The organism is Streptomyces sp. NPDC020489 (assembly GCF_044386545.1).
In the GTDB taxonomy this organism is placed as follows: Bacteria; Actinomycetota; Actinomycetes; order Streptomycetales; family Streptomycetaceae; genus Streptomyces.
This window is the reverse complement of record NZ_JBIRUZ010000015.1, coordinates 174,749-193,842: the sequence shown is the minus strand read 5'-3', so window position 1 is coordinate 193,842 and position 19,094 is coordinate 174,749. Positions and strand designations below refer to the sequence as shown.

Below are 19,094 nucleotides of genomic sequence, written 5' to 3'. Positions count from 1 at the left end.
GCTCCTGCGGTCGGACGGGTCCGAGGGGCCACGGTACGCGGTGGGACACCGGTGCGGCTCTGGTTCGCCTCCATTGCCGACCCGCCCGGGCGGCCCTCAGCCCGCCAGCGCGTCCGCCAGCTGAGAGGCCAGTTTCCGTGCCCTGTCCTGCATTTCCTCGCTGTCCGGGACCGCGCCGACGGTCGCCGGCTGCTCCTCGTAGACGATCGTCACGATCACATTCGACGTGCGGAACGCCACAGTCACGGTGCGCTGCCGAGTCGTCGAACCGGAGCTGCTCAACGCGTCGTCGAGGTACGCCTCGTCGCCGAGGTCGTCCAGGAGGCGCGGCTGGAGATCGGAGGGGGTGGCGCTGGGGGCGTCGTCGGAGGTGGAGGAGGTGGAGGAGGGGGACGCGCTCGGGGACGCGGAGGGGCTCACGCCGGACAGGACCGGCTCCGAGGCCAGGGGCTCGGGGAGGTCGGCGGCCTCCTGCATCTGCCCGAACAGCGCCTCCGCCTTGCTGTCGTCGCTCACCGCGGTGTCGTACGAGACCACCCGCTCCAGATCGACGAGCAGCCGGTCCGTCGCGTCCGTGGACTCGACCTTCCAGCGGCAGCCGACCTTGCGGTCCGTGTCGAAGGTGACCGTCGGCTCGCCCTCGTACGCCTTCTCGCGCTGCGTCTCGTCCGCGATCTGCGGGATGCCGGGCAGCAGCGTGTCGAGGGTGCTCTGGCCGACCGTGCGGCAGGGCTCCGGGAGCGTGCGGTACCGGCCGGGTTCGGCCACGGCGGACGCGGTGCCGGGGCCGCCGGGGTTGGCGTCGTCCTCGATGTCACCGCCGCCCGAGCCGCCGGAGCAGCCGGCCAGCAACGCGACGAGAAGCGCCGCGGCGCCGGGTACGTACGCCTTCCGCTGCACGGTCGGCTCCTCTCGGTGCTGAATCATCGCTGCTGGTTATTCGCTTGCCGCGCGGGGGTGTCCCCAGGGCACCATGTGTATCGCACGCACAGCCGTGGACGCCGGTCCGTTGTCCCTTTCGTTGACCTTGGCGCCGGTTTTGCGATGTAAGACTTTTGATCACATCCGGGGGAATGAGGACGATATGTCGTACGTGGAAATGCCGGGCGCGAAGGTCCCGATCCGTCTGTGGACCGACCCGGCGACCGTCGAGGACGTCGCCCTCCAGCAGCTCCGGAACGTCGCGACCCTGCCCTGGATCAAGGGCCTCGCGGTCATGCCCGACGTGCACTACGGCAAGGGCGCCACGGTCGGCTCCGTCATCGCGATGCAGGGGGCGGTGTGCCCGGCGGCGGTGGGCGTCGACATCGGCTGCGGGATGTCGGCGGTCAGGACGTCCCTCACGGCGAACGACCTGCCCGGGGACCTGTCCCGACTGCGGTCGAAGATCGAGCAGGCGATCCCGGTGGGGCGCGGGATGCATGACGACCCCGTCGACCCGGGGCGGTTCCACGGGCTGGCGACCGCCGGGTGGGACGACTTCTGGGGGCGGTTCGACGGGGTGGCGGAGGCGGTCAAGTTCCGTCACGAGCGCGCCGGGAAGCAGATGGGAACGCTCGGCTCCGGGAACCACTTCGTCGAAGTGTGCACGGATACGACCGGTTCCGTCTGGCTGATGCTGCACTCCGGTTCCCGGAACATCGGCAAGGAGCTCGCCGAGCACCACATCGGCATCGCCCAGAAGCTGCCGCACAACCAGGGCCTGGTCGACCGCGACCTCGCCGTCTTCATCGCGGACACCCCGCAGATGGCGGCGTACCGCAACGACCTGTTCTGGGCGCAGGAGTACGCGAAGTACAACCGCACGCTCATGATGGCGCTCCTGAAGGACGTGATCCGCAAGGAGTTCAAGAAGGCGAAGCCGACGTTCGAGCCGGAGATCAGCGCGCACCACAACTACGTGGCCGAGGAGCGCTACGACGGAATGGACCTGCTCGTGACCCGCAAGGGCGCGATCCGGGCCGGTTCCGGTGAGTTCGGGATCATCCCGGGCTCCATGGGCACGGGGTCGTACATCGTGAAGGGTCTCGGCAACGAGAAGGCCTTCAACTCCGCCTCGCACGGCGCCGGTCGGCGCATGAGCCGCAACGCGGCCAAGCGGCGGTTCTCCACCAAGGACCTGGAGGAGCAGACGCGGGGCGTGGAGTGCCGCAAGGACTCCGGCGTCGTGGACGAGATCCCGGGCGCGTACAAGTCGATCGACCAGGTCATCGACCAGCAGCGGGACCTGGTGGAGGTCGTGGCGAAGCTGAAGCAGGTCGTCTGCGTGAAGGGCTGACCGAAGGGCCCGGGCCGGTGCGGCCCGGGCCCCTCGCCGTGTCATCCCAGCCGCTTCTCCAGCAGGGTCACCGCGTACGGGCTGCCCGTGCCGCCGTCCTTCGCGGGCTGTTCGCCGACCACCTGGTAGCCCGCCGCCTCGTAGTACGCGCGCAGGCGGGGGTTGGTGGCGAGGCAGTCCAGGCGGGCGTGGGGGAGGGCGGCCGCGGTGATGCGGGACTCCGCGTGGGTCAGCAGGGCGCGGCCCGTGCCCGGGGGCGCCGTGTGGGGAGTCGTCATCAGGCGGTGGACGTAGCCGGCGTCGGCGGGGCGCGGGCCCCAGGCGGCCTCGTCGGTCCACCAGAGTTCGTAGGCGCCCGCGAGGTGGCCGTCGCAGTGGGCCAGCCAGACCTCGCCCTCCGCCATGCGGCGCCGGAAGTGGGCCTCGTCCTTCTCGCCGGGCTTCCACTGGTCGATGCCGCGGGCCAGCATCCACAGGGCGACGGAGTCACGGAGGCGGACCAGGGCGGGGGCGTCCTCGGGGGTGGCCCGGCGGTAGGTGAGGGGTGGCCGGGTGGCCGGCGTCGGTTCCAGGAGGCCGGCGCGGAGTCTCGCGGTGAGGTCCGCGGCGTCCATGCCGAGGGCGTCGGCGACATAGCCCTCCACCGAGCCGTAGCGGGCGTTCAGCTGCCGCAGGAACAGGCGCATCACCGCCTCGGGGGCGCGGGCGTAGGCCGGCCAGTTCGGGGCGGCGCCGTCGTTGCGGGCCCTCCAGTCCGCCAGGAGTGCGGGCGTCGCCAGTTCCGTGAGGCTGAAGTCCTCGATGATCGTGGCCTCGTCGACGCCGAGCAGGGCGAGGACCAGGGCCGCCAGCTCACCGGTGCGGTCCTTGCCCGAGGCGCAGTGGAAGACCAGGGGCCGCTCCGCCCCGGCGATCAGTTCCAGGGCTCGGCGGATCTCCTTCGTGCCGTCCTCGGCGACCTCCATGAAGCGTTCGGCGAGGTAGGGGCCGGGGTCCACGTCCGCGCCCAATGCCGCCTGGTCGTAGGGGCGGTGCTCGATGCCGAGGTGGACGTACGCGAAGGACGGGTCGGACGGCACGCGGCCCCGTCCCTCGATCTCCCAGCCGTGGCGGAGGTCGATCACCGTGCCGATGCCGAGGGACAGGAAGCGGCTCCAGTCGGGGGTGCCCTCGGTCAGCTTGCCGAGCGAGTCGGCGCGGTAGAGGCGGCCCGGACGGACCCGATGGCCGTCGGTCGTCGGATAGCCGCCCAGGTCACGGAAGTTGTGCAGGCCGTCGAAGGCCACATGTCTGTCCACGGTCCGTGACCCTACGTCGGGTGGGTCACAGCTCCCGGTGGATTTTCGTGTTGGAGGCCTGGGCGCGGGGCCGCAGGACCAGCAGGTCGACGTTGACGTGGCTGGGGCGGGTGACGGCCCAGGTGATCGTCTCGGCGACGTCGTCGGCGGTCAGGGGCTCGGCGACGCCCGCGTAGACCTTCTCGGCCTTCTCCTTGTCGCCGCCGAAGCGGGTCACGGCGAACTCCTCCGTCTTCACCATGCCGGGGGCGATCTCGATGACCCGGACCGGCTGTCCGACGATCTCCAGCCGGAGGGTCTCGGCGAGGACGTGGGCGCCGTGCTTGGCGGCGACGTAACCGCCGCCGCCCTCGTAGGTGCCGTGGCCGGCGGTGGAGGAGACGACCACGACCGTGCCGTCGCCGCTCGCCACCAGCTTCGGCAGGAGGGCCTGGGTGACGTTGAGGGTGCCGAGGACGTTCGTCTCGTACATCGTGCGCCAGTCGGCGGGGTCGCCGGTGGCCACCGGGTCGGCGCCGAGCGCGCCGCCCGCGTTGTTCACCAGCACGCCGACGGTCTTGAAGGCGCTCGCGAACTCGTCGACCGCGGCCCGGTCGGTGACGTCGAGCTGGTACGCCGTCGCCTGGTGCCCGGCCGCGGTGATCTCCGCCTCCAGGGCCTCGATACGGTCCTTGCGGCGGGCGGTCAGGACGACGCGGTACCCGGCGGCGGCGAGCTGTCGGGCCGTGGCGGCGCCGATCCCGCTGCTCGCACCGGTGACGACGGCGATGCGGGACGCGGGCGACGGTGCGGCGGTGGCCATGGGCTGCTCCTCGGGCGTGCGGACGACAGGCTCCGGCCAGGATAGGCGGAGTGCGGGGCACCTCCCGGAGCTGTCCGTATCCCGGTTCGGTGGGAGAATCGAGGAGGTGATCCTCTGTTTCCCGGAGGTGGACCATGGGAGAAGCACGCGAGGTCATGGACCGGCTCACCGACGCGCTGACCACGCACCCGGACCTGAAGGCCATCGCCGAGCTGTACGCGGAGGACGCGGTCGCCTTCACGCCCGACGAGGGGGAGCTGCGCGGGCGGGACAGCATCGTCGCGTACTGGCGGCAGATGACGGAGGCGGTGCCGGAGGCGCGGTTCGAGACGCTGCACGCCTACGAGGCCGGGGACACGGCCATCGACGAGGGCGTCTTCAGCGGGCGGAACACCGGGCCGATCCAGCTGCCCACCGGGGAGACGCTCCCCGCGACGCAGAAGGAGATCAGGATCCGCGGCGTGGACATCGCCACGGTGCGGGACGGCAGGATCGTGGACTACCGGCTCTACTTCGACGAGATGGAGTTCCTCGGGCAGCTGGGGCTGCTGCCGGACGAGCCGTCGTGACCGGCCCCGAACCGCTCAGTCCCCCCGGGGTGCCCACATGATGACCGCCATGCCGACGAGGGAGATCAGCGCGCCCGCCAGGTCCCAGCGGTCGGGTCGGTAGCCGTCCGCGACCACGCCCCACAGGATCGAGCCGGCCACGAAGATCCCGCCGTACGCGGCGAGGACGCGGCCGAAAGGGGCGTCCGGCTGGAAGGTGGCGACGAAGCCGTAGGCGCCGAGGGCGAGCACCCCGCCGGTCATCCACAGCCAGCCCCGGTGCTCGCGCACGCCCTGCCAGACCAGCCAGGCGCCGCCGATCTCGAAGAGGGCGGCGAGGACGAAGAGACCGGCCGAGCGCAGCACGAACATGGTCCGCAGCCTGCCATACGGGTGCCACGGCGCCTGTCGTCGGCTTCGCGTGGGATACATCCGTGCGTACGACCACCCCGGAGTGAGGAGTGCGGTATGCGGGTTGTTGCTGTGGGCGTCGCGGCCGTGCTGGCGGTCGGTGCCGGGGCGCCGGTCGCCGGTGCCACCCCCGACCGGCCGGAGGCCGATCTGTCCTATCACGGCCTCGCGGTGATGACCGAGGGGCAGGTGGAGGTGCGGTTCACCCCGCGCAACCACGGTCCCTCCGCGGTACCGGACGTGACGGTACGGCTGCACTGGTCGCAGCCGCTCGCCGACCGGCAGGAACTGCCGACCGGGTGCGCGCGGTCGGGGGCGCGGGTGGTGCTGTGCCGGGTGGGGGCGCTGGCCGCCGACGGTCTGGGCGAGCAGATCGGGATGCGGGTGCGGATGCGGGGGGCGCCCGCCGAGGTGCTGCTGGGGATCGACACGGTGTGGAGCGGCGGGGCGGTGGACCGCAACCGGCTCAACGACCGCCAGCGGGTGCTGGTGCTGGACACCGGGGACGCGTACCACTTCTGACGGGCCGCAGCCGACCGGCAGGGCGTGCCGCTGCCGCGCCGGGAGGGCGCCCGCTGTAGGCCGGGAGGGCGTGCCGGGGGTGCGTCGTACGATCTCTGCACGGCGCAGACGAAGGGTGGCACGGGATGGCGGGCACGGCGCGTGAGCGGTTGTTGGAGGAGCTGGCCACCGTGTCGCGCCGGTACATGGCCTCGTACGCCCTCTTCAACCAGGCCGTCGCGGACCATCTGGGGGTCCACCCGACCGACCTGCAGTGTCTGAACCTGCTGGCGCTGGAGGGCGGCCCGGTGACGACCGGGCGGGTCGCGGAGCTGACCGGGCTCACGACCGGGTCGGCGACACGGCTGGTGGACCGGCTGGAGCGGGCGGGGTACGTGGTGCGGGAGCGGGACGCGGTGGACCGGCGGCGGGTGCTGGTGGCGACCGTGCCGGAGAGGCTCGCGGAGCTGAGGCGGGTGTGGGACCGGCTGGGAGGCGGGTACAACGCCCTCTTCGACGACCTCGGCGACGGTCAACTCGCGTTGATCATCGAGCACATGAGGCGTACGACCCGCTTCAGCGCCGATCAAGTGGAGCGGCTGCGGGCGGGGGAGCTCTAGCCGGTCACCGGCGTCGGTCGCCGGTCCGCGGTGTCGTAGCGCTCGCGCGCCTCGTGGACCTGCTCGATGTGGGTCTCCGCCCAGGCCTTCACCGCGGTCAGCAGGACGGCCAGGCTGTGGCCGAGCGGGGTGAGTTCGTAGTCGACGCGGACCGGGACGGACGGGGTGACCGTACGGGCGAGGATGCCGTCGCGTTCCAGGGCGCGCAGGGTCTGCGTGAGCATCTTGGGGCTGACGCCGGCGATCTTCCGGGTCAGGTCGCTGTAGCGCATCGAGCCGGTGGAGAGCGCGGAGACGACGAGGCTGACCCACTTGTCGCTGAGCCGGTCCAGGAGCTGGTTGGTGGGGCAGCCGCGGATGAACGCGTCGTACTCGGCGCGGGCCTGCTCGCGCCGCTGGGCCGCGGTCATGGTCGCCATGACTCACCTCCGGGATGCTTAGGCACTTCCAGGTAACTACTTACGAATAGATAGTAGCTCTTCCTAGGGTTGTGGGCAGTGGGGCGATCGCCCCAAACCCCAACAGATCCAGGAGAGTTGTCATGCGTGCTGCTGTGGTGAACACGTTCGGCGGTCCCGAGGCCGTGGAGGTCGTGGAGACCGAGGTGCCCGAGCCCGCCGCGCGCCAGGTCCGGATCAAGGTGGCGGCCGCCGCCCTGAACCCCGTGGACGTGGGGATCCGGGAGGGCGTCTTCGGCGGCGCGGGAAAGCGGATCGGCCTCGGCTGGGACGTCGCCGGGACCGTCGACGCGACCGGCGTGGCGAGCGCCTGGAGCGTCGGCGACGAGGTGGTCGGGCTGCACTACGGCATGGTCACGCCGCTGGGCAGCCACGCCGAGTACGTCGTCCTGGACGCGGACGCGGTGGCGCTGGCGCCGCGGACGGTCGACGCGATACACGCCGCGACCCTGCCGCTGAACGCGCTGACCGCCGTACAGGCCCTGGATCTGCTGGAGTTGGAGTCCGGGCAGTCGCTGCTGGTGACCGGGGCCGCCGGGGCGGTCGGCGGGTTCGCCGTCCAACTGGCCGCCCGGCGCGGGATCTCGGTGTCCGGGCTGGCCCGGGAGGGGGACGAGGAGCTCGTACGGTCGCTGGGTGCCGCGGAGTTCGTCGCCTCGGGGCGCGGGGGGTTCGACGCCGTGCTCGACGCGGCGGTGCTGGGGGAGGCGGCGCTGGAGTGGGTGCGGGACGGGGGTGCGTATGTGGGGGTGATCCCGCAGGCCCAGCCGGCGTCCGTGCGGGGGGTTCGGACGGGGGCCGTCGAGGTTGCCGCGGACGGGGCGCGGCTCGCGGAGCTGGTGGGGCTTGTGGATGAGGGGGTGCTGACCCTGCGGGTGGCGGAGACGTTTGCGCTGGAGGACGCGGTGAAGGCGCATGCGCGGCTTGCGGGGGGTGGGGTTCGGGGGCGGGTGGTGTTGGTGACGGGTTCCTAGCCGGGTGTGGGTGCCGGGTTCCTGGCCGGGTGTTGGTGCCGGGCGCCTAGTGGGGTGGGGTGTTGGGTCGCGGGGCGGGTGCGGGTCTGTTGGGGCTGGGCGCGCAGTTCCCCGCGCCCCTGGGTGGGTGGGGGTTGCGGCGTGGGGTGGGTGCGGGTTTGTTGTGGCTGGGTGCGCAGTTCCCCGCGCCCCTGGGTGGGTGGGGTGTGGGGTCGTGGGGTGGGTGCGGGTTTGTTGTGGCTGGGTGCGCAGTTCCCCGCGCCCCTGGGTGGGTGGGGGTGCGCCTTCCTTGGTGGGTGGGCGGGTTTCTGTGGGGGTTGGAATAGGGGGAGGGGTGGGGTGGTTGCGGGGGTATAGTTGAACGGTAAACAACCTGGAGGGTGAGCGGTCATGCAGTTCGGGATCTTCAGCGTCGGTGATGTCACGCCCGACCCCATCACGGGGCGGACGCCGACCGAGCGTGAGCGCATCAAGGCCATGGTCGCCATCGCGCTGAAGGCGGAGGAGGTCGGGCTCGACGTCTTCGCCACCGGCGAGCACCACAACCCGCCCTTCGTGCCGTCGTCGCCGACCACGATGCTCGGCTACGTCGCCGCGCGCACCGAGCGGCTGATCCTCTCCACCGCCACCACCCTCATCACCACGAACGACCCGGTGAAGATCGCCGAGGACTTCGCGATGCTCCAGCACCTGGCCGACGGCCGGGTGGACCTGATGATGGGCCGCGGCAACACCGGGCCGGTCTACCCCTGGTTCGGCCAGGACATCCGCCAGGGCATCAACCTCGCAATCGAGAACTACGCCCTGCTGCGCCGGCTGTGGCGCGAGGACGTCGTGGACTGGGAGGGCAAGTTCCGTACGGCCCTCCAGGGGTTCACCTCGACGCCGCGCCCGCTGGACGGCGTACCGCCGTTCGTCTGGCACGGCTCCATCCGCTCGCCCGAGATCGCCGAGCAGGCCGCGTACTACGGCGACGGCTTCTTCCACAACAACATCTTCTGGCCGGCCGACCACACCCGGCGGATGGTCGAGCTGTACCGCACCCGGTACGCGCACTACGGCCACGGCACCCCCGAGCAGGCGATCGTCGGCCTCGGCGGACACGTCTTCATGCGGCGCAACTCGCAGGACGCCGTACGGGAGTTCCGGCCGTACTTCGACGTCGCGCCGGTCTACGGGCACGGGCCGTCCCTGGAGGACTTCACCGAGCAGACCCCGCTGACCGTCGGCTCCCCGGAGCAGGTCATCGAGAAGACGCTGGCCTTCCGCGAGTACGCCGGTGACTACCAGCGCCAGCTGTTCCTGGTGGACCACGCCGGGCTGCCTCTGAAGACCGTCCTGGAGCAGATCGACATGCTGGGCGAGGAGGTCGTTCCAGTGCTGCGCGAGGAGTTCGCGAAGGGCCGCGCGAAGGATGTTCCCGAGGCGCCGACCCACGCGTCCCTGCTCGCCGAGGTGAAGGCCGGAGCGAAGGCCTGAATCAGGGCCTGAGTGAAGAAGGAGACCGCCGTATGAAGATCGTCGTCGTCTCTGCGGGACTGAGCGTGCCGTCGTCCACGCGGCTGCTGGCCGATCGGCTGGCGGCGGCGGTGCGACGGGCGGCCCCGGCCGGGGAGCCGGGCAGCGGCCCTTCCGCCGTCGACGTGCGGGTCATCGAGGTCCGGGACCTCGCCGTGCCGATCGCGCACCAGCTCACCAGCGGGTTTCCCGGACGGGAGCTGGCCGCCGCGCAGGACGCGGTGACAGGGGCCGACGGGCTCATCGTCGTCACGCCGGTGTTCTCGGCGTCGTACAGCGGACTGTTCAAGTCGTTCTTCGACGTCCTCGACAAGGACGCGCTGGTCGGCAAGCCGGTGCTGATCGCGGCGACCGGCGGCAGCGCGCGGCACTCGCTGGTGCTGGACCACGCGCTGCGGCCGCTCTTCTCCCACCTGCGGGCCGTCGTCGTCCCGACCGGGGTCTACGCCGCCTCGGAGGACTGGGGCGCGGAAGGGCTGGACGCCCGCGTCGAACGGGCCGCGGGGGAGCTGGCGGCGCTGATCGGGCTCCCGGGGCGGGACGCGGGGCGGGACGCGGGGCGTCCGGCGGACGGGGCGGGGGCGGCCACCCCGGTCGCGGCCACCCCGGTCGCGGGCGCCGTCCCGGCCCGGGCCAAGGACCGCTTCGACGTCGTGCCGTTCGCCCAGCAGTTGGCGGCACTGGCCCTCTGACGCGGCGCGGGACCGCGTACCCGAGGGTGCCTCTGTGACGGTGAGAGAGGGGTAAAAAGGCTGATCGTCGGGTCGCTCGGTCGGCTGATCCGGCGGTCGGCTTGGCAGTATGGAGGCGTGCCTCAGACCGTGCTGCTCGCCGAAGACGACCGCGCCATCCGTCACGCCCTGGAGCGCGCCCTGACCCTGGAGGGGTACCGGGTCACCGCGGTCGCCGACGGTGTCGAGGCGCTGGCCCAGGCACACCGCACCCCGCCGGACGTGCTCGTGCTGGACGTGATGATGCCCGGCATCGACGGACTCCAGGTGTGCCGGGTGCTGCGCGCCGAGGGCGACCGGACGCCGATCCTGATGCTGACGGCCCTGGTGGAGACCGCGGACCGGATCGCGGGCCTGGACGCGGGCGCCGACGACTACGTCCTCAAGCCCTTCGACGTCGAGGAGGTCTTCGCCCGGCTGCGCGCGCTGCTGCGGCGCACCGGAGGGGCGAACGGCACCCCCGGCCCCGCGAGCGAGGCGCCGAAGCCGCAGGTGCCCGAGCGGTACCTGGAGGCGGCCGGGCTCACCATGGACCCGCAGGCGCGGCGGGCCTGGCGGAACGGCCGGGAGCTGGAACTGACCCGCACCGAGTTCGAGCTGCTGGAACTGCTGGTGCGCAACAGCGGGATCGTCCTGGACCACTCCACGATCTACGACCGGATCTGGGGCTACGACTTCGGGCCCGGCTCCAAGAACCTCGCCGTCTACGTCGGCTACCTGCGGCGCAAGCTGGACGAGCCCGGGGCCCCGCAGCTGATCCACACGGTGCGCGGCGTGGGTTACGTGCTGCGGGAGAACTGAGTGGCCCGGCTCGCCCGGCTGCCGCACTGGCGGCGGCCCGGTCTCGTCTCCCTCGCGACCACGTTCGCGGTGTCCTTCGCGGCGGTCACGGCCGCCGTCACCGTACTGGTCGGCATCCTGTCGTACTCGGCCGCCGCCCGGCTGGTCCGGGTGGACCAGCAGTCCGTGTTCGACGAGGTCGTGCAGGACCTGCGGGACGAGGTGCGCCAGCACAGCATGACGCCGGAGGACTTCTCCTCCGCGGAGCCCGGCCACGACCTCGTGCGCCCGGCCCGTACCGACGTGCAGGTCCTCGGACCGGACGGCACGGTCGTCGACCCCGGCAGCCCGGGGCTCCCCGTCGTCGGCGGCGACCGCCGGGTGGCGGCGGCCTCGACGGCCGGGCAGCTGGTCGAGCACAAGGACGTCGACGTCGGCAGCGACGTCTACCGCGTCGCGACCGTCGCCCTGGGCGGCGGCCGGGGGGCGGTGCAGGTCGCGCAGGAGTTCAGCGACACCGAGGACCTGCTGCGGGCGTTGCAGCAGCGCACCCTGATCCTGATGGCGGCCGTCGTGGTCGCGGCGGGACTGTTCGGCTGGTGGCTGGCCCGGCGCATCACCCGCCGCCTGGTGATCCTCACCTCGGCCGCGGAGGACGTCGCTCGCACCCGCCGCCTCGGCATCCAGGTGCCCGTCACCGGCTACGACGAGGTGGGCCGCCTCGGCCGGGCCTTCGACCGCATGCTGGGCCGTCTCGCACAGTCGGAGGAGGACCAGCGGCGCCTGGTCCAGGACGCCGGGCACGAGCTGCGCACCCCGCTGACCTCGCTGCGCACGAACATCTCGCTGCTGCGCCGGATCGACGAGCTGCCGCCCGACACCCGCGACGAACTGGTCGCCGACCTCTCCCAGGAGGCCCGCGAACTGACCGACCTGGTCAACGAACTGGTCGAGCTGGCGGCCGGGCAGTCCGACACCGAGCCGCCGCGACGGGTGGACCTCGCCGACATCGCCGAGGACGTGGCGGGGCTCGCGCGCCGCCGGACCGGACGGGAGGTCGTGGTCCGCGCCGCCGGGGACACCACCACCGACGGCCGGCCCGCGATGTTGACCCGGGCGGTGTCCAACCTCGTGGAGAACGCGGCGAAGTTCGACAAGGAGGGCCGCGCGCCGATCGAGATCACCGTCACCGGACCCGCCCGTCCCGGCACGGTCCGCGTGGAGGTCCTCGACCGGGGGCCCGGCATCTCCGACAGCGACCTGGTCCGCGTCTTCGACCGCTTCTACCGCGCCGCCGACGCCCGCTCCCTGCCCGGCTCCGGTCTCGGCCTGTCGATCGTCCGGGAGGTGGCCCTCGCGCACGGCGGGGCGCCGTTCGCGGTACGGCGAGAGGGGGGCGGGACGATCATCGGGTTCACGGTGGGCGGGGACTGAGACACCCGCCGGGGCGCGCCCCACATGCAGGGCCCTGCTGGGCACCCCGGGTGCGATGCCGTTCGGGCTCGGGGGACACCCCGCGTGTGATGTCGTCCAGGCTCGGGGGACACCCCGGGTGCGATGTCGTCCGGGCTCGCCCCGCGTACGAGGCCGCCGGGGTGAGCAGGTATGCCTGGGCAGCACGTGGACGGGCCGTCGACCGGGGAGGGGCATCATGCTGAGTGCCGAGGAGGCCGCCGCGCTGGACGAGATCGACGAGGCCGGCGTCGGGCGGATGCTCACCGAGCTCGTCGCGATCCCCAGCGTCACCGGGAGCGCCGCCGAGTCGGAGCTCCAGCACCACCTCGCCGGGCGGCTGGAGCGGCTCGGGCTCGACGTCGACCTGTGGTCCATGGACCTGGACGCCCTGCGCGCCGACCCGGACTTCCCCGGCACGGAGGCACCCCGGGACGAGGCGTGGGGACTGGTCGGACGCATCGACGACGGAACCGACGGGCCGACGCTGGTGCTCCAGGGACATGTGGACGTCGTGCCGCCCGGGGACCCCGGCGCCTGGGCGGGCGACCCGTTCGTGCCCAGGGTGGTCGGCGACGTCGTGCACGGGCGGGGGGCCTGCGACATGAAGGCCGGGCTGGTGGCGGAACTGGCCGCGCTCCAGGCGGTCCGGGCGAGCGGGGCGCGGCTGCGGGGCCGGGTCGCCGTGCACTTCGTCGTGGGGGAGGAGGACGGCGGACTCGGCGCCTTCGGGACGCTGCGCCGGGGCCACGGCGGCGACGCCTGTGTCATCGCCGAGCCGACCGCCGGGACCCTGGTCACCGCCAACGCGGGCGCGCTGACCTTCCGGCTCACCGTCAACGGCAGGTCGGCGCACGGCAGTTCACGGGACCAGGGCGTCAGCGCCGTCGACGTCTATCTGCCGCTGCACCGTGCGCTCGGGCGACTGGAGGCCGAGCGGAACCGGGACCCGCATCCGCTGATGGCCGAGTACCCCATCCCGTACGCCCTGTCGGTGGGCACCCTGCACGCCGGGGACTGGGCGAGCAGCGTGCCCGATCTGCTCGTCGCGGAGGGGCGGTTGGGGGTACGGCTGGGGGAGGACCCGGCGGTGGCGCGGGCCGCGTTCGAGCGGTGCGTGGCCGACGTGTGCGCCGAGGACGCCTGGTTGCGGGACCACCCGGTCGACGTGACCTGGCCGGGCGGGCAGTTCGCGAGCGGCCGGCTGCCGGAGGGGCACCCGCTGCCCGAGGTGATCCGGGCCGCGCACACGGACACCGGGGGCGGTCCGCTCAGGGAACGCGGGGCGTCGTACGGGAGCGACCTGCGGCTGTACGCCGGTGCCGGCATCCCGACGCTTCAGTTCGGGCCGGGGGACATCCAGGTCGCGCACAGCGCCCGGGAGCACGTGTCGGTGCGGGAGGTGGTGGCGGTGGCGCGGACGCTGGCGCTGACGGTGCTGCGGACGGTCGGGACGGCCGGGGCGGTGGGCACGATGGGCACGGTGGGGACGAGGTGACGGGAACCGCCGGGGCCGTTCGCTGATCTTTCTGGGTGAGGCCCTGTCCGGCCTCACGGGGGGAAGGAGCAGCACATGCACACGTCCTGGCGCAGCGCCGTGTCGTACGCGGCGATCGTCACGCTGGTCTCGCTGGCGGTGGGTGAGGCCGTCAACCTCCTCTGGGACACCGAACCGCCCACGCGGGACCAGGTGTCGGCTGCCCTCCTCTCCCCGGAGCGGCTCGCCTTCCCGCTGGTCGCGATCGTGGTGCTGGTCGAGGCCAGGCTGGTGCTGCCCGCCGGATCACGCTGGATCACCGCGGGCGTCGACACGGGCCTGTACGCCCTGGTCCTGCTGCTCATCACGGCCGCGGAGGCGGTGACCTACGGCGGACCGCCCGCCGACTCCGCGTTCGTCATGCTGCTCTTCGCACTGCTCACGCTCCAACTCCCGGCCGTGTTCGCCCTGTCGGCCTGGCGGCACGCGTACCTGGCTCGGCGCGGGCGGGCGGCGCTCACGACCTGATCGGGTCGCGTTTTCGCCGGGTCGGTGTTCGGGGTGGTCATTTCCGGGCCGCGCGCTCCAGCAGGCTCTTCACGGTGCGTGCGTCCTCGCCGAGGATCGCCTTCTCGAGGCTGATGTCGGCCTTGCGGGAGAAGAGTTCGCCGCGGGCGACGTCCCCCTCGGACAGGACGCGCCCGCACCACTCGCCCCGGTCGGCGACACCGTCGTCGAAGGGGACTGCGGCGCCCTCGCCGAGCACGTTCCACCCCTCGGGACCCCAGCGCAGGGCGAGCAGATAGGTGTGGCCGATCTCCAGGCGGGGCGCGTCGGCGGCGGTGCGCTTGGCGCGGTGGCCGTTGGCCCGGTACACCCGCCAGCCGGGGGCCGTCATGTCGAAGCCCTTGGCCACCGGCCGGTCCGGCCGCGCGGTGGAGGACCACAGGACCTCGTCGACGCGGAAGGTCACCGTGCGGTCGGTCTGGTACCGGTACTGGCCCGAGGCGAAGTCCCGCCGGTTGCTCTCCCGTTCACGCTGCGGGGAGGCGACGACGACATGGTCGGCGTGGGTGACCCAGTCCCGCGCGGTCTGCGAGGGGTGCGGGTCGCTCACGAGCCCGCAGCCGGGGACCGTGGTCAGGCCCTCCCGGCCGATCAGGACCGCCGCGGCCACTCCCGCGAGCGCCACGAAGGCGGTGATGACGGGGCGGCTCGCTGCGCTGCCGCCGTAAGGCCGATTCCACGGCATGGTGAAGTGCTCCCCCGTAAGCGACGGTGTCCCCCGGTCGCTCTCCGACATGTGCGGCGGCCGGGACCCGGTCAAGATCCACTCGGCACCGCGCGTTCACCCTCGCACAAGCCCGCAAAGGTGAACAGGAGTCACCTTCCTACTGTCACGAAACTGTCGATCAGGCCCGTGACCTCGGCCCTTCAGGGGGCCGTCGAGCGCGCCCGGGGTTGCCTGGTCACCGTCTGACCCCGAGGACGTCGAGCATCGCGCGGGTGGCCGGGCTGGGGTTGAAGCGGCTCCAGGCCAGGTACTCGACGCGGCGCGGTCCGTCGATCACCGGGACCAGGGCCAGCTCGGGGTGGTCGGCGGCCAGGAGCCGGACGAACGCCGACGGCAACAGCGCGACGCCGAGGCCGCGCGCGACCAGCCGGATGATCAGCTCCACGGCGCCCGCCTCGTACGCCACGTCGCGGACCAGGCGCGCGGTGGCGAAGGCCTGGTCGGACTGGGCCCGGCCCGGACTGCCGTCGGCGAAGTCCACGAAGGTCTCGCCGGCGATCTCGTGCAGGGCGACCCGGGCGGTGCCGGCGAGCGGGTGCCCGGCCGGCACCACCAGCACATGCTCGTCGTGGTCGAGCGCGACGGCCTCCACACCGGCCGGCCCCTCGCCCTCCGGCAGCCCGAGGAAGGCGATGTCGAGGTTGCCCCGGCGGATCGCGGCCGCCAGTTCGTCACTGCGTCCGGAGCGCAACAGGACACGGACCTCGGGATGCCGGGCGCGGTAACGCTGCAACAGTTCGGGTACGTCGACGGCGGCCGTGGTCACGATGACGCCCACCGCGAGCCGGCCGCGCACCACCCCGTTCGCGGCGGACGCGTCGGTGACCGCGCGGTCGGCGGCGGCCAGGCACTCCCGCGCGGCGGCGACGAACGACTCCCCGGCGCTGGTCAGTTCGACGCGGCGACTGGACCGGGCGAACAGCCTGACCCCCAACTCCCGCTCCAGACCGGCGATCCGGTGACTGAGCGAGGACTGCACCACGTCGCAGCGTTCGGCGGCGCGGGTGAAGTTGCGGGTTTCGGCGACGGCGACGACGTAGCGCATCTGCTGGAGATCCACGTCGTACATGGTCCCTGTTCATGGTTGCGATGAAAAGCATGCGTTGGATTCATGGGGGGCCGGGCCGAGACTTCGGTGCATGCAGAAGACCCAGCCAGCCCCGACCGCGAGGACGACACCGGGGACGCCCCGGACCCCGTACGCGCGCCGGGCGAGGACCGTGGCGCTGACCGCCCTGGCACCGGCGGCCTGGGGGAGCACGTACGCCGTCACCACCGAACTGCTCCCGCCCGGGCACCCGTTGTTCTCCGCGCTGCTGCGTGCCCTGCCCGCCGGGCTGGTCGCGCTGGCGATCACCCGGGTGCTGCCACGCGGGGACTGGTGGTGGAAGGCCGCCGTCCTCGGCGTGCTCAACATCGGGGCTCTGTACCCCCTGTTGTTCGTGGCGGCGCAACGGCTCCCCGGCGGCGTGGCCGCCACCCTCGGCGCCACCCAGCCGCTGCTGGTCGCCGCGCTGGCGGTGGCGGTGCTCCACGACCGGCCGTCGCTCTGGCGGTTGAGCTGGGGAGTGCTGGGCGTGCTCGGGGTGGCCCTCGTCGTCCTCGGGCCGCACGCGCGACTGGACACCGTGGGCGTGCTCGCCGGCCTCGGCGGTACGGCGGGCATGGCGGCGGGGATCGTCCTGCTCAAGCGCTGGGGCCGCCCGGCGGGCGTCGCTCCGCTGACCCTGGCGGGCTGGCAACTCACCGCGGGCGGGCTGCTGTTGCTCCCCCTGGCCCTGGCCGTCGAGGGGGCGCCCCCGGCGATCGGCGCGGGAGCGGTCGCCGGTTACCTGTGGCTCGGCGGCATGGGCGGCCTCATCGCCCACACGCTGTGGTCCCGGGGAGTCGCCGGTCTGCCGGTCGGTGCGTCGGCCCCGCTGGTCCTGCTGTCCCCGCTGGTGGCGGCGGTCGTCGGGACCGCGCTCGGGGAGTCGCTGAACGCGGTGCAGGGCGTGGGGTTCGTGGTGGCGCTGGCGGCCATGGGGGCGGCGCAGGTGGATGGCGGGAGAGGGCGAGGGAGGCGGTGGAGGCGGTGAAGGCGAGCGAGGCGAGGGATGTTGTTGTGCGGAGTACGGCGAAGAGGGAGGCGGAGGGTGCCGTGGAGGCCGTGGGCGCGGTACGGGCGGGGATGACGATCGCCGTGTTCGGTGCCGGCGGGATGGTGGGCAGCCGGGTGGTGGGCGAGGCGGTCACCCGTGGGCACGGTGTGCTCGCCCTGTCGCGGAAACCTGGGGGAGGGGAGGGTGTGCTCGCCCTGCGGGAGCCCGGGGGAGGGGAGGGTGCGCTCGCCGTGTCCGAGGCGCCGGGGAGAGGGCACGGTGTGCTCGCCGTGTCCCCGGCGCCCGGGAGCGGCGACCCGGCCGTGACGCCGGTCGCGGTCGACGCGGGCGACGCGTCCGCGGTGCGGGAGGTGCTCGCGGGGCGCGGGGTGGGCGTGGGGAGCGGGGTGGACGCGGGGCGGCGGGTGGACGCCGTGGTGCTGGCGGTGCGGTCGTTCCCGGTCGACGAGGGGTTCCTGGTCGGGGCGACCCGCGTGGTCCTGGACGCCGCGGCGGAAGCGGGGACGCGCGTCCTCGTGGTGGGTGGGGCGGGCGCGTTGCGGAGCCCGGGGGGCAGCGGGCTGCTGGTCGCGGACGACCCGGCATACGTTCCCGCCGAGTGGCGGCCGGTCGCCGCGGCCGGTGTCGCCCAGCTGCGGACCTGCCGCTCGCATCCCACCGCCGACTGGGTCTACCTGAGCCCGCCGGCCCTGCTGGAGCCCGGCGAGCGCACCGGCCGCTACCGCCGCGGTACCGACACCCTCCTGACCGCCCCCGACGGCCGCTCCTGGATCAGCGCCGAGGACCTGGCGGTGGCCGTGATCGACGAATTGGAGTCGCCGGGCGCGCAGCCCCACATCACGGTCGTCCACGACCAGCCGTGACGGCCGGGGTGAGCTGCGGCCCGGGCGACCCCGTACGACTTGGTCAGCACGACCACGGACCCACGGCAACCAGGTCCGCGGCGCAGGTGCGGGCCCCCAGACGGAGATGAGCACCTGTACTCATGTCCCGGCCCGGCTCTCGGTCCATCGTGGAGCACACACCGAGAACGCACCGACCCGAAGGGACCCGCGATGTCGAACGGCTCGCCCCCGCCCCGCTTCTCGAGGCTGCGGCGGTTGCTCTCGCTCGCCACGGACAACTGGCCCGCCCGCGGATACCTGGGGGTGCTCGCCGCCTCCGTGCCGGTCGCCCTGCTGGCTCCGGACAGCGCGTACGCGATGGCGCCGGTGCTGCTGACCGAGCCGCTGTCCATGGCGGGCATCGTCGTCCCGTTCGGGGACGCTCCGGCCGCGGACGCCGGTGGGGCGGCCGTACTGGCCTCCTCCGTCCTGGGGGGTGGCTGGCTGCTCGCGTGCGCGTTGGTCAACGCCGCCGTGATCGGCGCGCTCGCCCATCACGTCCGCGACGTCCGCTCCGCCCGGCACGCGTGAACCGCCCCTCTCCAACTCCCTCTCCAGCGCCAGAGAAAGGCACCACCATGGCCCGTTCCGCCCGCCCCCGACTCCCGAGACTCCGTGCCCTGTTGGCGCCCGCCGTCGACAACTGGCTCGCTCGGGGCTACCTCGCCGTGGTCGTGGCGTCGCTGGGGTTCTTCCTGTGGGCCGCCTACCTGTCGCCGGACCCAGGGTTCGCGGCGATCTGGCCGCTCATGACCACGGCCCCGCTCAGCATGGTCGTCAGCGTCCCGCTGCTGGCGCTGGCACCCGCCTGGGACTCCCCGCTGGAGTGGCTCTCCCCGCTGCTCTTCACGACCGGCATGGCCCTGTGCGGGCTGATCAACGCCGCACTCCTCGGCCTGCTCGCCCGCAGGGTCTCGACGCGAGACCCGCACCCCGCGGCCTGAGACCCGGCGAGGCCGGCGGCAG

22 protein-coding genes are annotated in these 19,094 nt (G+C 73.0%); 15 read left to right on the top strand and 7 right to left on the bottom strand.

Annotation, left to right across the window (positions count from 1 at the left end; all coding sequences use genetic code 11):
• Window positions 1-96: 96 nt before the first annotated feature.
• A complete protein-coding gene (locus ACH41F_RS33875; RefSeq protein ID WP_391240217.1) occupies window positions 97-900 on the bottom strand; it encodes a DUF3558 domain-containing protein in 804 nt (267 codons plus the stop codon).
• A 184-nt stretch (window positions 901-1,084) separates the two neighbouring features.
• On the opposite strand from ACH41F_RS33875, the gene ACH41F_RS33870 reads away from it, so the two are divergent.
• Complete coding sequence (locus ACH41F_RS33870) at window positions 1,085-2,278, top strand: RtcB family protein (protein WP_391240160.1); 1,194 nt, start codon at window positions 1,085-1,087, stop codon at window positions 2,276-2,278.
• A 41-nt stretch (window positions 2,279-2,319) separates the two neighbouring features.
• Here the strand turns inward: ACH41F_RS33870 and ACH41F_RS33865 are convergent, their stop codons facing one another.
• Together ACH41F_RS33865 and ACH41F_RS33860 are read right to left on the bottom strand one after the other, a co-directional pair.
• Window positions 2,320-3,576: a GNAT family N-acetyltransferase gene (locus ACH41F_RS33865; protein WP_398838923.1), complete on the bottom strand. Its 1,257-nt coding sequence runs from the start codon at window positions 3,574-3,576 to the stop codon at window positions 2,320-2,322.
• A 25-nt stretch (window positions 3,577-3,601) separates the two neighbouring features.
• Window positions 3,602-4,378, bottom strand: coding sequence for an SDR family NAD(P)-dependent oxidoreductase (locus ACH41F_RS33860; protein ID WP_391240154.1), 777 nt, complete (start codon window positions 4,376-4,378; stop codon window positions 3,602-3,604).
• 134 nt (window positions 4,379-4,512) lie between these two features.
• On the opposite strand from ACH41F_RS33860, the gene ACH41F_RS33855 reads away from it, so the two are divergent.
• Entirely contained in the window at window positions 4,513-4,947 is a 435-nt protein-coding gene (locus tag ACH41F_RS33855) for an ester cyclase (protein ID WP_398838922.1), read from the top strand.
• 15 nt (window positions 4,948-4,962) lie between these two features.
• Here the strand turns inward: ACH41F_RS33855 and ACH41F_RS33850 are convergent, their stop codons facing one another.
• Entirely contained in the window at window positions 4,963-5,298 is a 336-nt protein-coding gene (locus ACH41F_RS33850) for a YnfA family protein (RefSeq protein ID WP_398838921.1), read from the bottom strand.
• A 96-nt stretch (window positions 5,299-5,394) separates the two neighbouring features.
• Here ACH41F_RS33850 and ACH41F_RS33845 point away from each other — a divergent pair, with 96 nt between their 5' ends.
• Both ACH41F_RS33845 and ACH41F_RS33840 read left to right on the top strand, forming a co-directional pair.
• Complete coding sequence (locus ACH41F_RS33845) at window positions 5,395-5,859, top strand: hypothetical protein (protein WP_391240145.1); 465 nt, start codon at window positions 5,395-5,397, stop codon at window positions 5,857-5,859.
• A 125-nt stretch (window positions 5,860-5,984) separates the two neighbouring features.
• A complete protein-coding gene (locus ACH41F_RS33840) occupies window positions 5,985-6,458 on the top strand; it encodes a MarR family transcriptional regulator (RefSeq protein ID WP_391240142.1) in 474 nt (157 codons plus the stop codon).
• Here the strand turns inward: ACH41F_RS33840 and ACH41F_RS33835 are convergent.
• Window positions 6,455-6,877, bottom strand: a complete 423-nt coding sequence (locus tag ACH41F_RS33835; RefSeq protein WP_391240139.1) for a winged helix-turn-helix transcriptional regulator — start codon at window positions 6,875-6,877, stop codon at window positions 6,455-6,457. The two genes, ACH41F_RS33840 and ACH41F_RS33835, sit on opposite strands and share 4 nt — an antisense overlap.
• Before the next feature lie 122 nt (window positions 6,878-6,999).
• Here ACH41F_RS33835 and ACH41F_RS33830 point away from each other — a divergent pair, with 122 nt between their 5' ends.
• The 7 genes from ACH41F_RS33830 to ACH41F_RS33800 all read left to right on the top strand — a co-directional run bounded on the left by ACH41F_RS33830 (window position 7,000) and on the right by ACH41F_RS33800 (window position 14,376).
• Window positions 7,000-7,890 carry an NADP-dependent oxidoreductase gene (locus ACH41F_RS33830; protein WP_398838917.1) on the top strand — a complete coding sequence of 297 codons (891 nt, stop codon included), beginning with the start codon at window positions 7,000-7,002 and terminating at the stop codon, window positions 7,888-7,890.
• Window positions 7,891-8,280: 390 nt separating this feature from the next.
• The gene (locus tag ACH41F_RS33825; RefSeq protein WP_391240133.1) at window positions 8,281-9,369 is read left to right on the top strand and encodes a CE1758 family FMN-dependent luciferase-like monooxygenase; all 1,089 of its coding nucleotides are present in this window, start codon (window positions 8,281-8,283) and stop codon (window positions 9,367-9,369) included.
• Window positions 9,370-9,401: 32 nt separating this feature from the next.
• Window positions 9,402-10,100 carry a CE1759 family FMN reductase gene (locus ACH41F_RS33820; RefSeq protein WP_398838915.1) on the top strand — a complete coding sequence of 233 codons (699 nt, stop codon included), beginning with the start codon at window positions 9,402-9,404 and terminating at the stop codon, window positions 10,098-10,100.
• Window positions 10,101-10,217: 117 nt separating this feature from the next.
• Window positions 10,218-10,940: a response regulator gene (locus tag ACH41F_RS33815; RefSeq protein WP_391240127.1), complete on the top strand. Its 723-nt coding sequence runs from the start codon at window positions 10,218-10,220 to the stop codon at window positions 10,938-10,940.
• Window positions 10,941-12,353 carry an ATP-binding protein gene (locus tag ACH41F_RS33810; protein ID WP_391240124.1) on the top strand — a complete coding sequence of 471 codons (1,413 nt, stop codon included), beginning with the start codon at window positions 10,941-10,943 and terminating at the stop codon, window positions 12,351-12,353.
• A 217-nt stretch (window positions 12,354-12,570) separates the two neighbouring features.
• Window positions 12,571-13,869, top strand: coding sequence for an ArgE/DapE family deacylase (locus tag ACH41F_RS33805; RefSeq protein WP_398838914.1), 1,299 nt, complete (start codon window positions 12,571-12,573; stop codon window positions 13,867-13,869).
• 75 nt (window positions 13,870-13,944) lie between these two features.
• On the top strand, window positions 13,945-14,376 hold the full coding sequence (locus tag ACH41F_RS33800; protein ID WP_391240118.1) for a hypothetical protein: 432 nt from the start codon (window positions 13,945-13,947) through the stop codon (window positions 14,374-14,376).
• A gap of 37 nt (window positions 14,377-14,413) precedes the next feature.
• On the opposite strand, the gene ACH41F_RS33795 is transcribed toward ACH41F_RS33800, so the two are convergent.
• Together ACH41F_RS33795 and ACH41F_RS33790 are read right to left on the bottom strand one after the other, a co-directional pair.
• Complete coding sequence (locus ACH41F_RS33795; protein ID WP_398838913.1) at window positions 14,414-15,100, bottom strand: hypothetical protein; 687 nt, start codon at window positions 15,098-15,100, stop codon at window positions 14,414-14,416.
• Window positions 15,101-15,317: 217 nt separating this feature from the next.
• Window positions 15,318-16,202: a LysR family transcriptional regulator gene (locus ACH41F_RS33790; protein WP_398838945.1), complete on the bottom strand. Its 885-nt coding sequence runs from the start codon at window positions 16,200-16,202 to the stop codon at window positions 15,318-15,320.
• 79 nt (window positions 16,203-16,281) lie between these two features.
• Between ACH41F_RS33790 and ACH41F_RS33785 the strand changes: the two genes are divergently transcribed.
• The 4 genes from ACH41F_RS33785 (at window position 16,282) to ACH41F_RS33770 (ending at window position 19,072) form a co-directional block, all read left to right on the top strand.
• A complete protein-coding gene (locus ACH41F_RS33785) occupies window positions 16,282-17,220 on the top strand; it encodes an EamA family transporter (RefSeq protein WP_398838910.1) in 939 nt (312 codons plus the stop codon).
• A gap of 92 nt (window positions 17,221-17,312) precedes the next feature.
• Complete coding sequence (locus ACH41F_RS33780; protein ID WP_398838944.1) at window positions 17,313-18,107, top strand: NAD(P)-dependent oxidoreductase; 795 nt, start codon at window positions 17,313-17,315, stop codon at window positions 18,105-18,107.
• Between the two features lie 192 nt (window positions 18,108-18,299).
• Window positions 18,300-18,659, top strand: coding sequence for an SCO4225 family membrane protein (locus ACH41F_RS33775; protein WP_398838908.1), 360 nt, complete (start codon window positions 18,300-18,302; stop codon window positions 18,657-18,659).
• Between the two features lie 47 nt (window positions 18,660-18,706).
• The gene (locus ACH41F_RS33770) at window positions 18,707-19,072 is read left to right on the top strand and encodes an SCO4225 family membrane protein (RefSeq protein ID WP_398838906.1); all 366 of its coding nucleotides are present in this window, start codon (window positions 18,707-18,709) and stop codon (window positions 19,070-19,072) included.
• The last annotated feature ends 22 nt before the right edge of the window (window positions 19,073-19,094 follow it).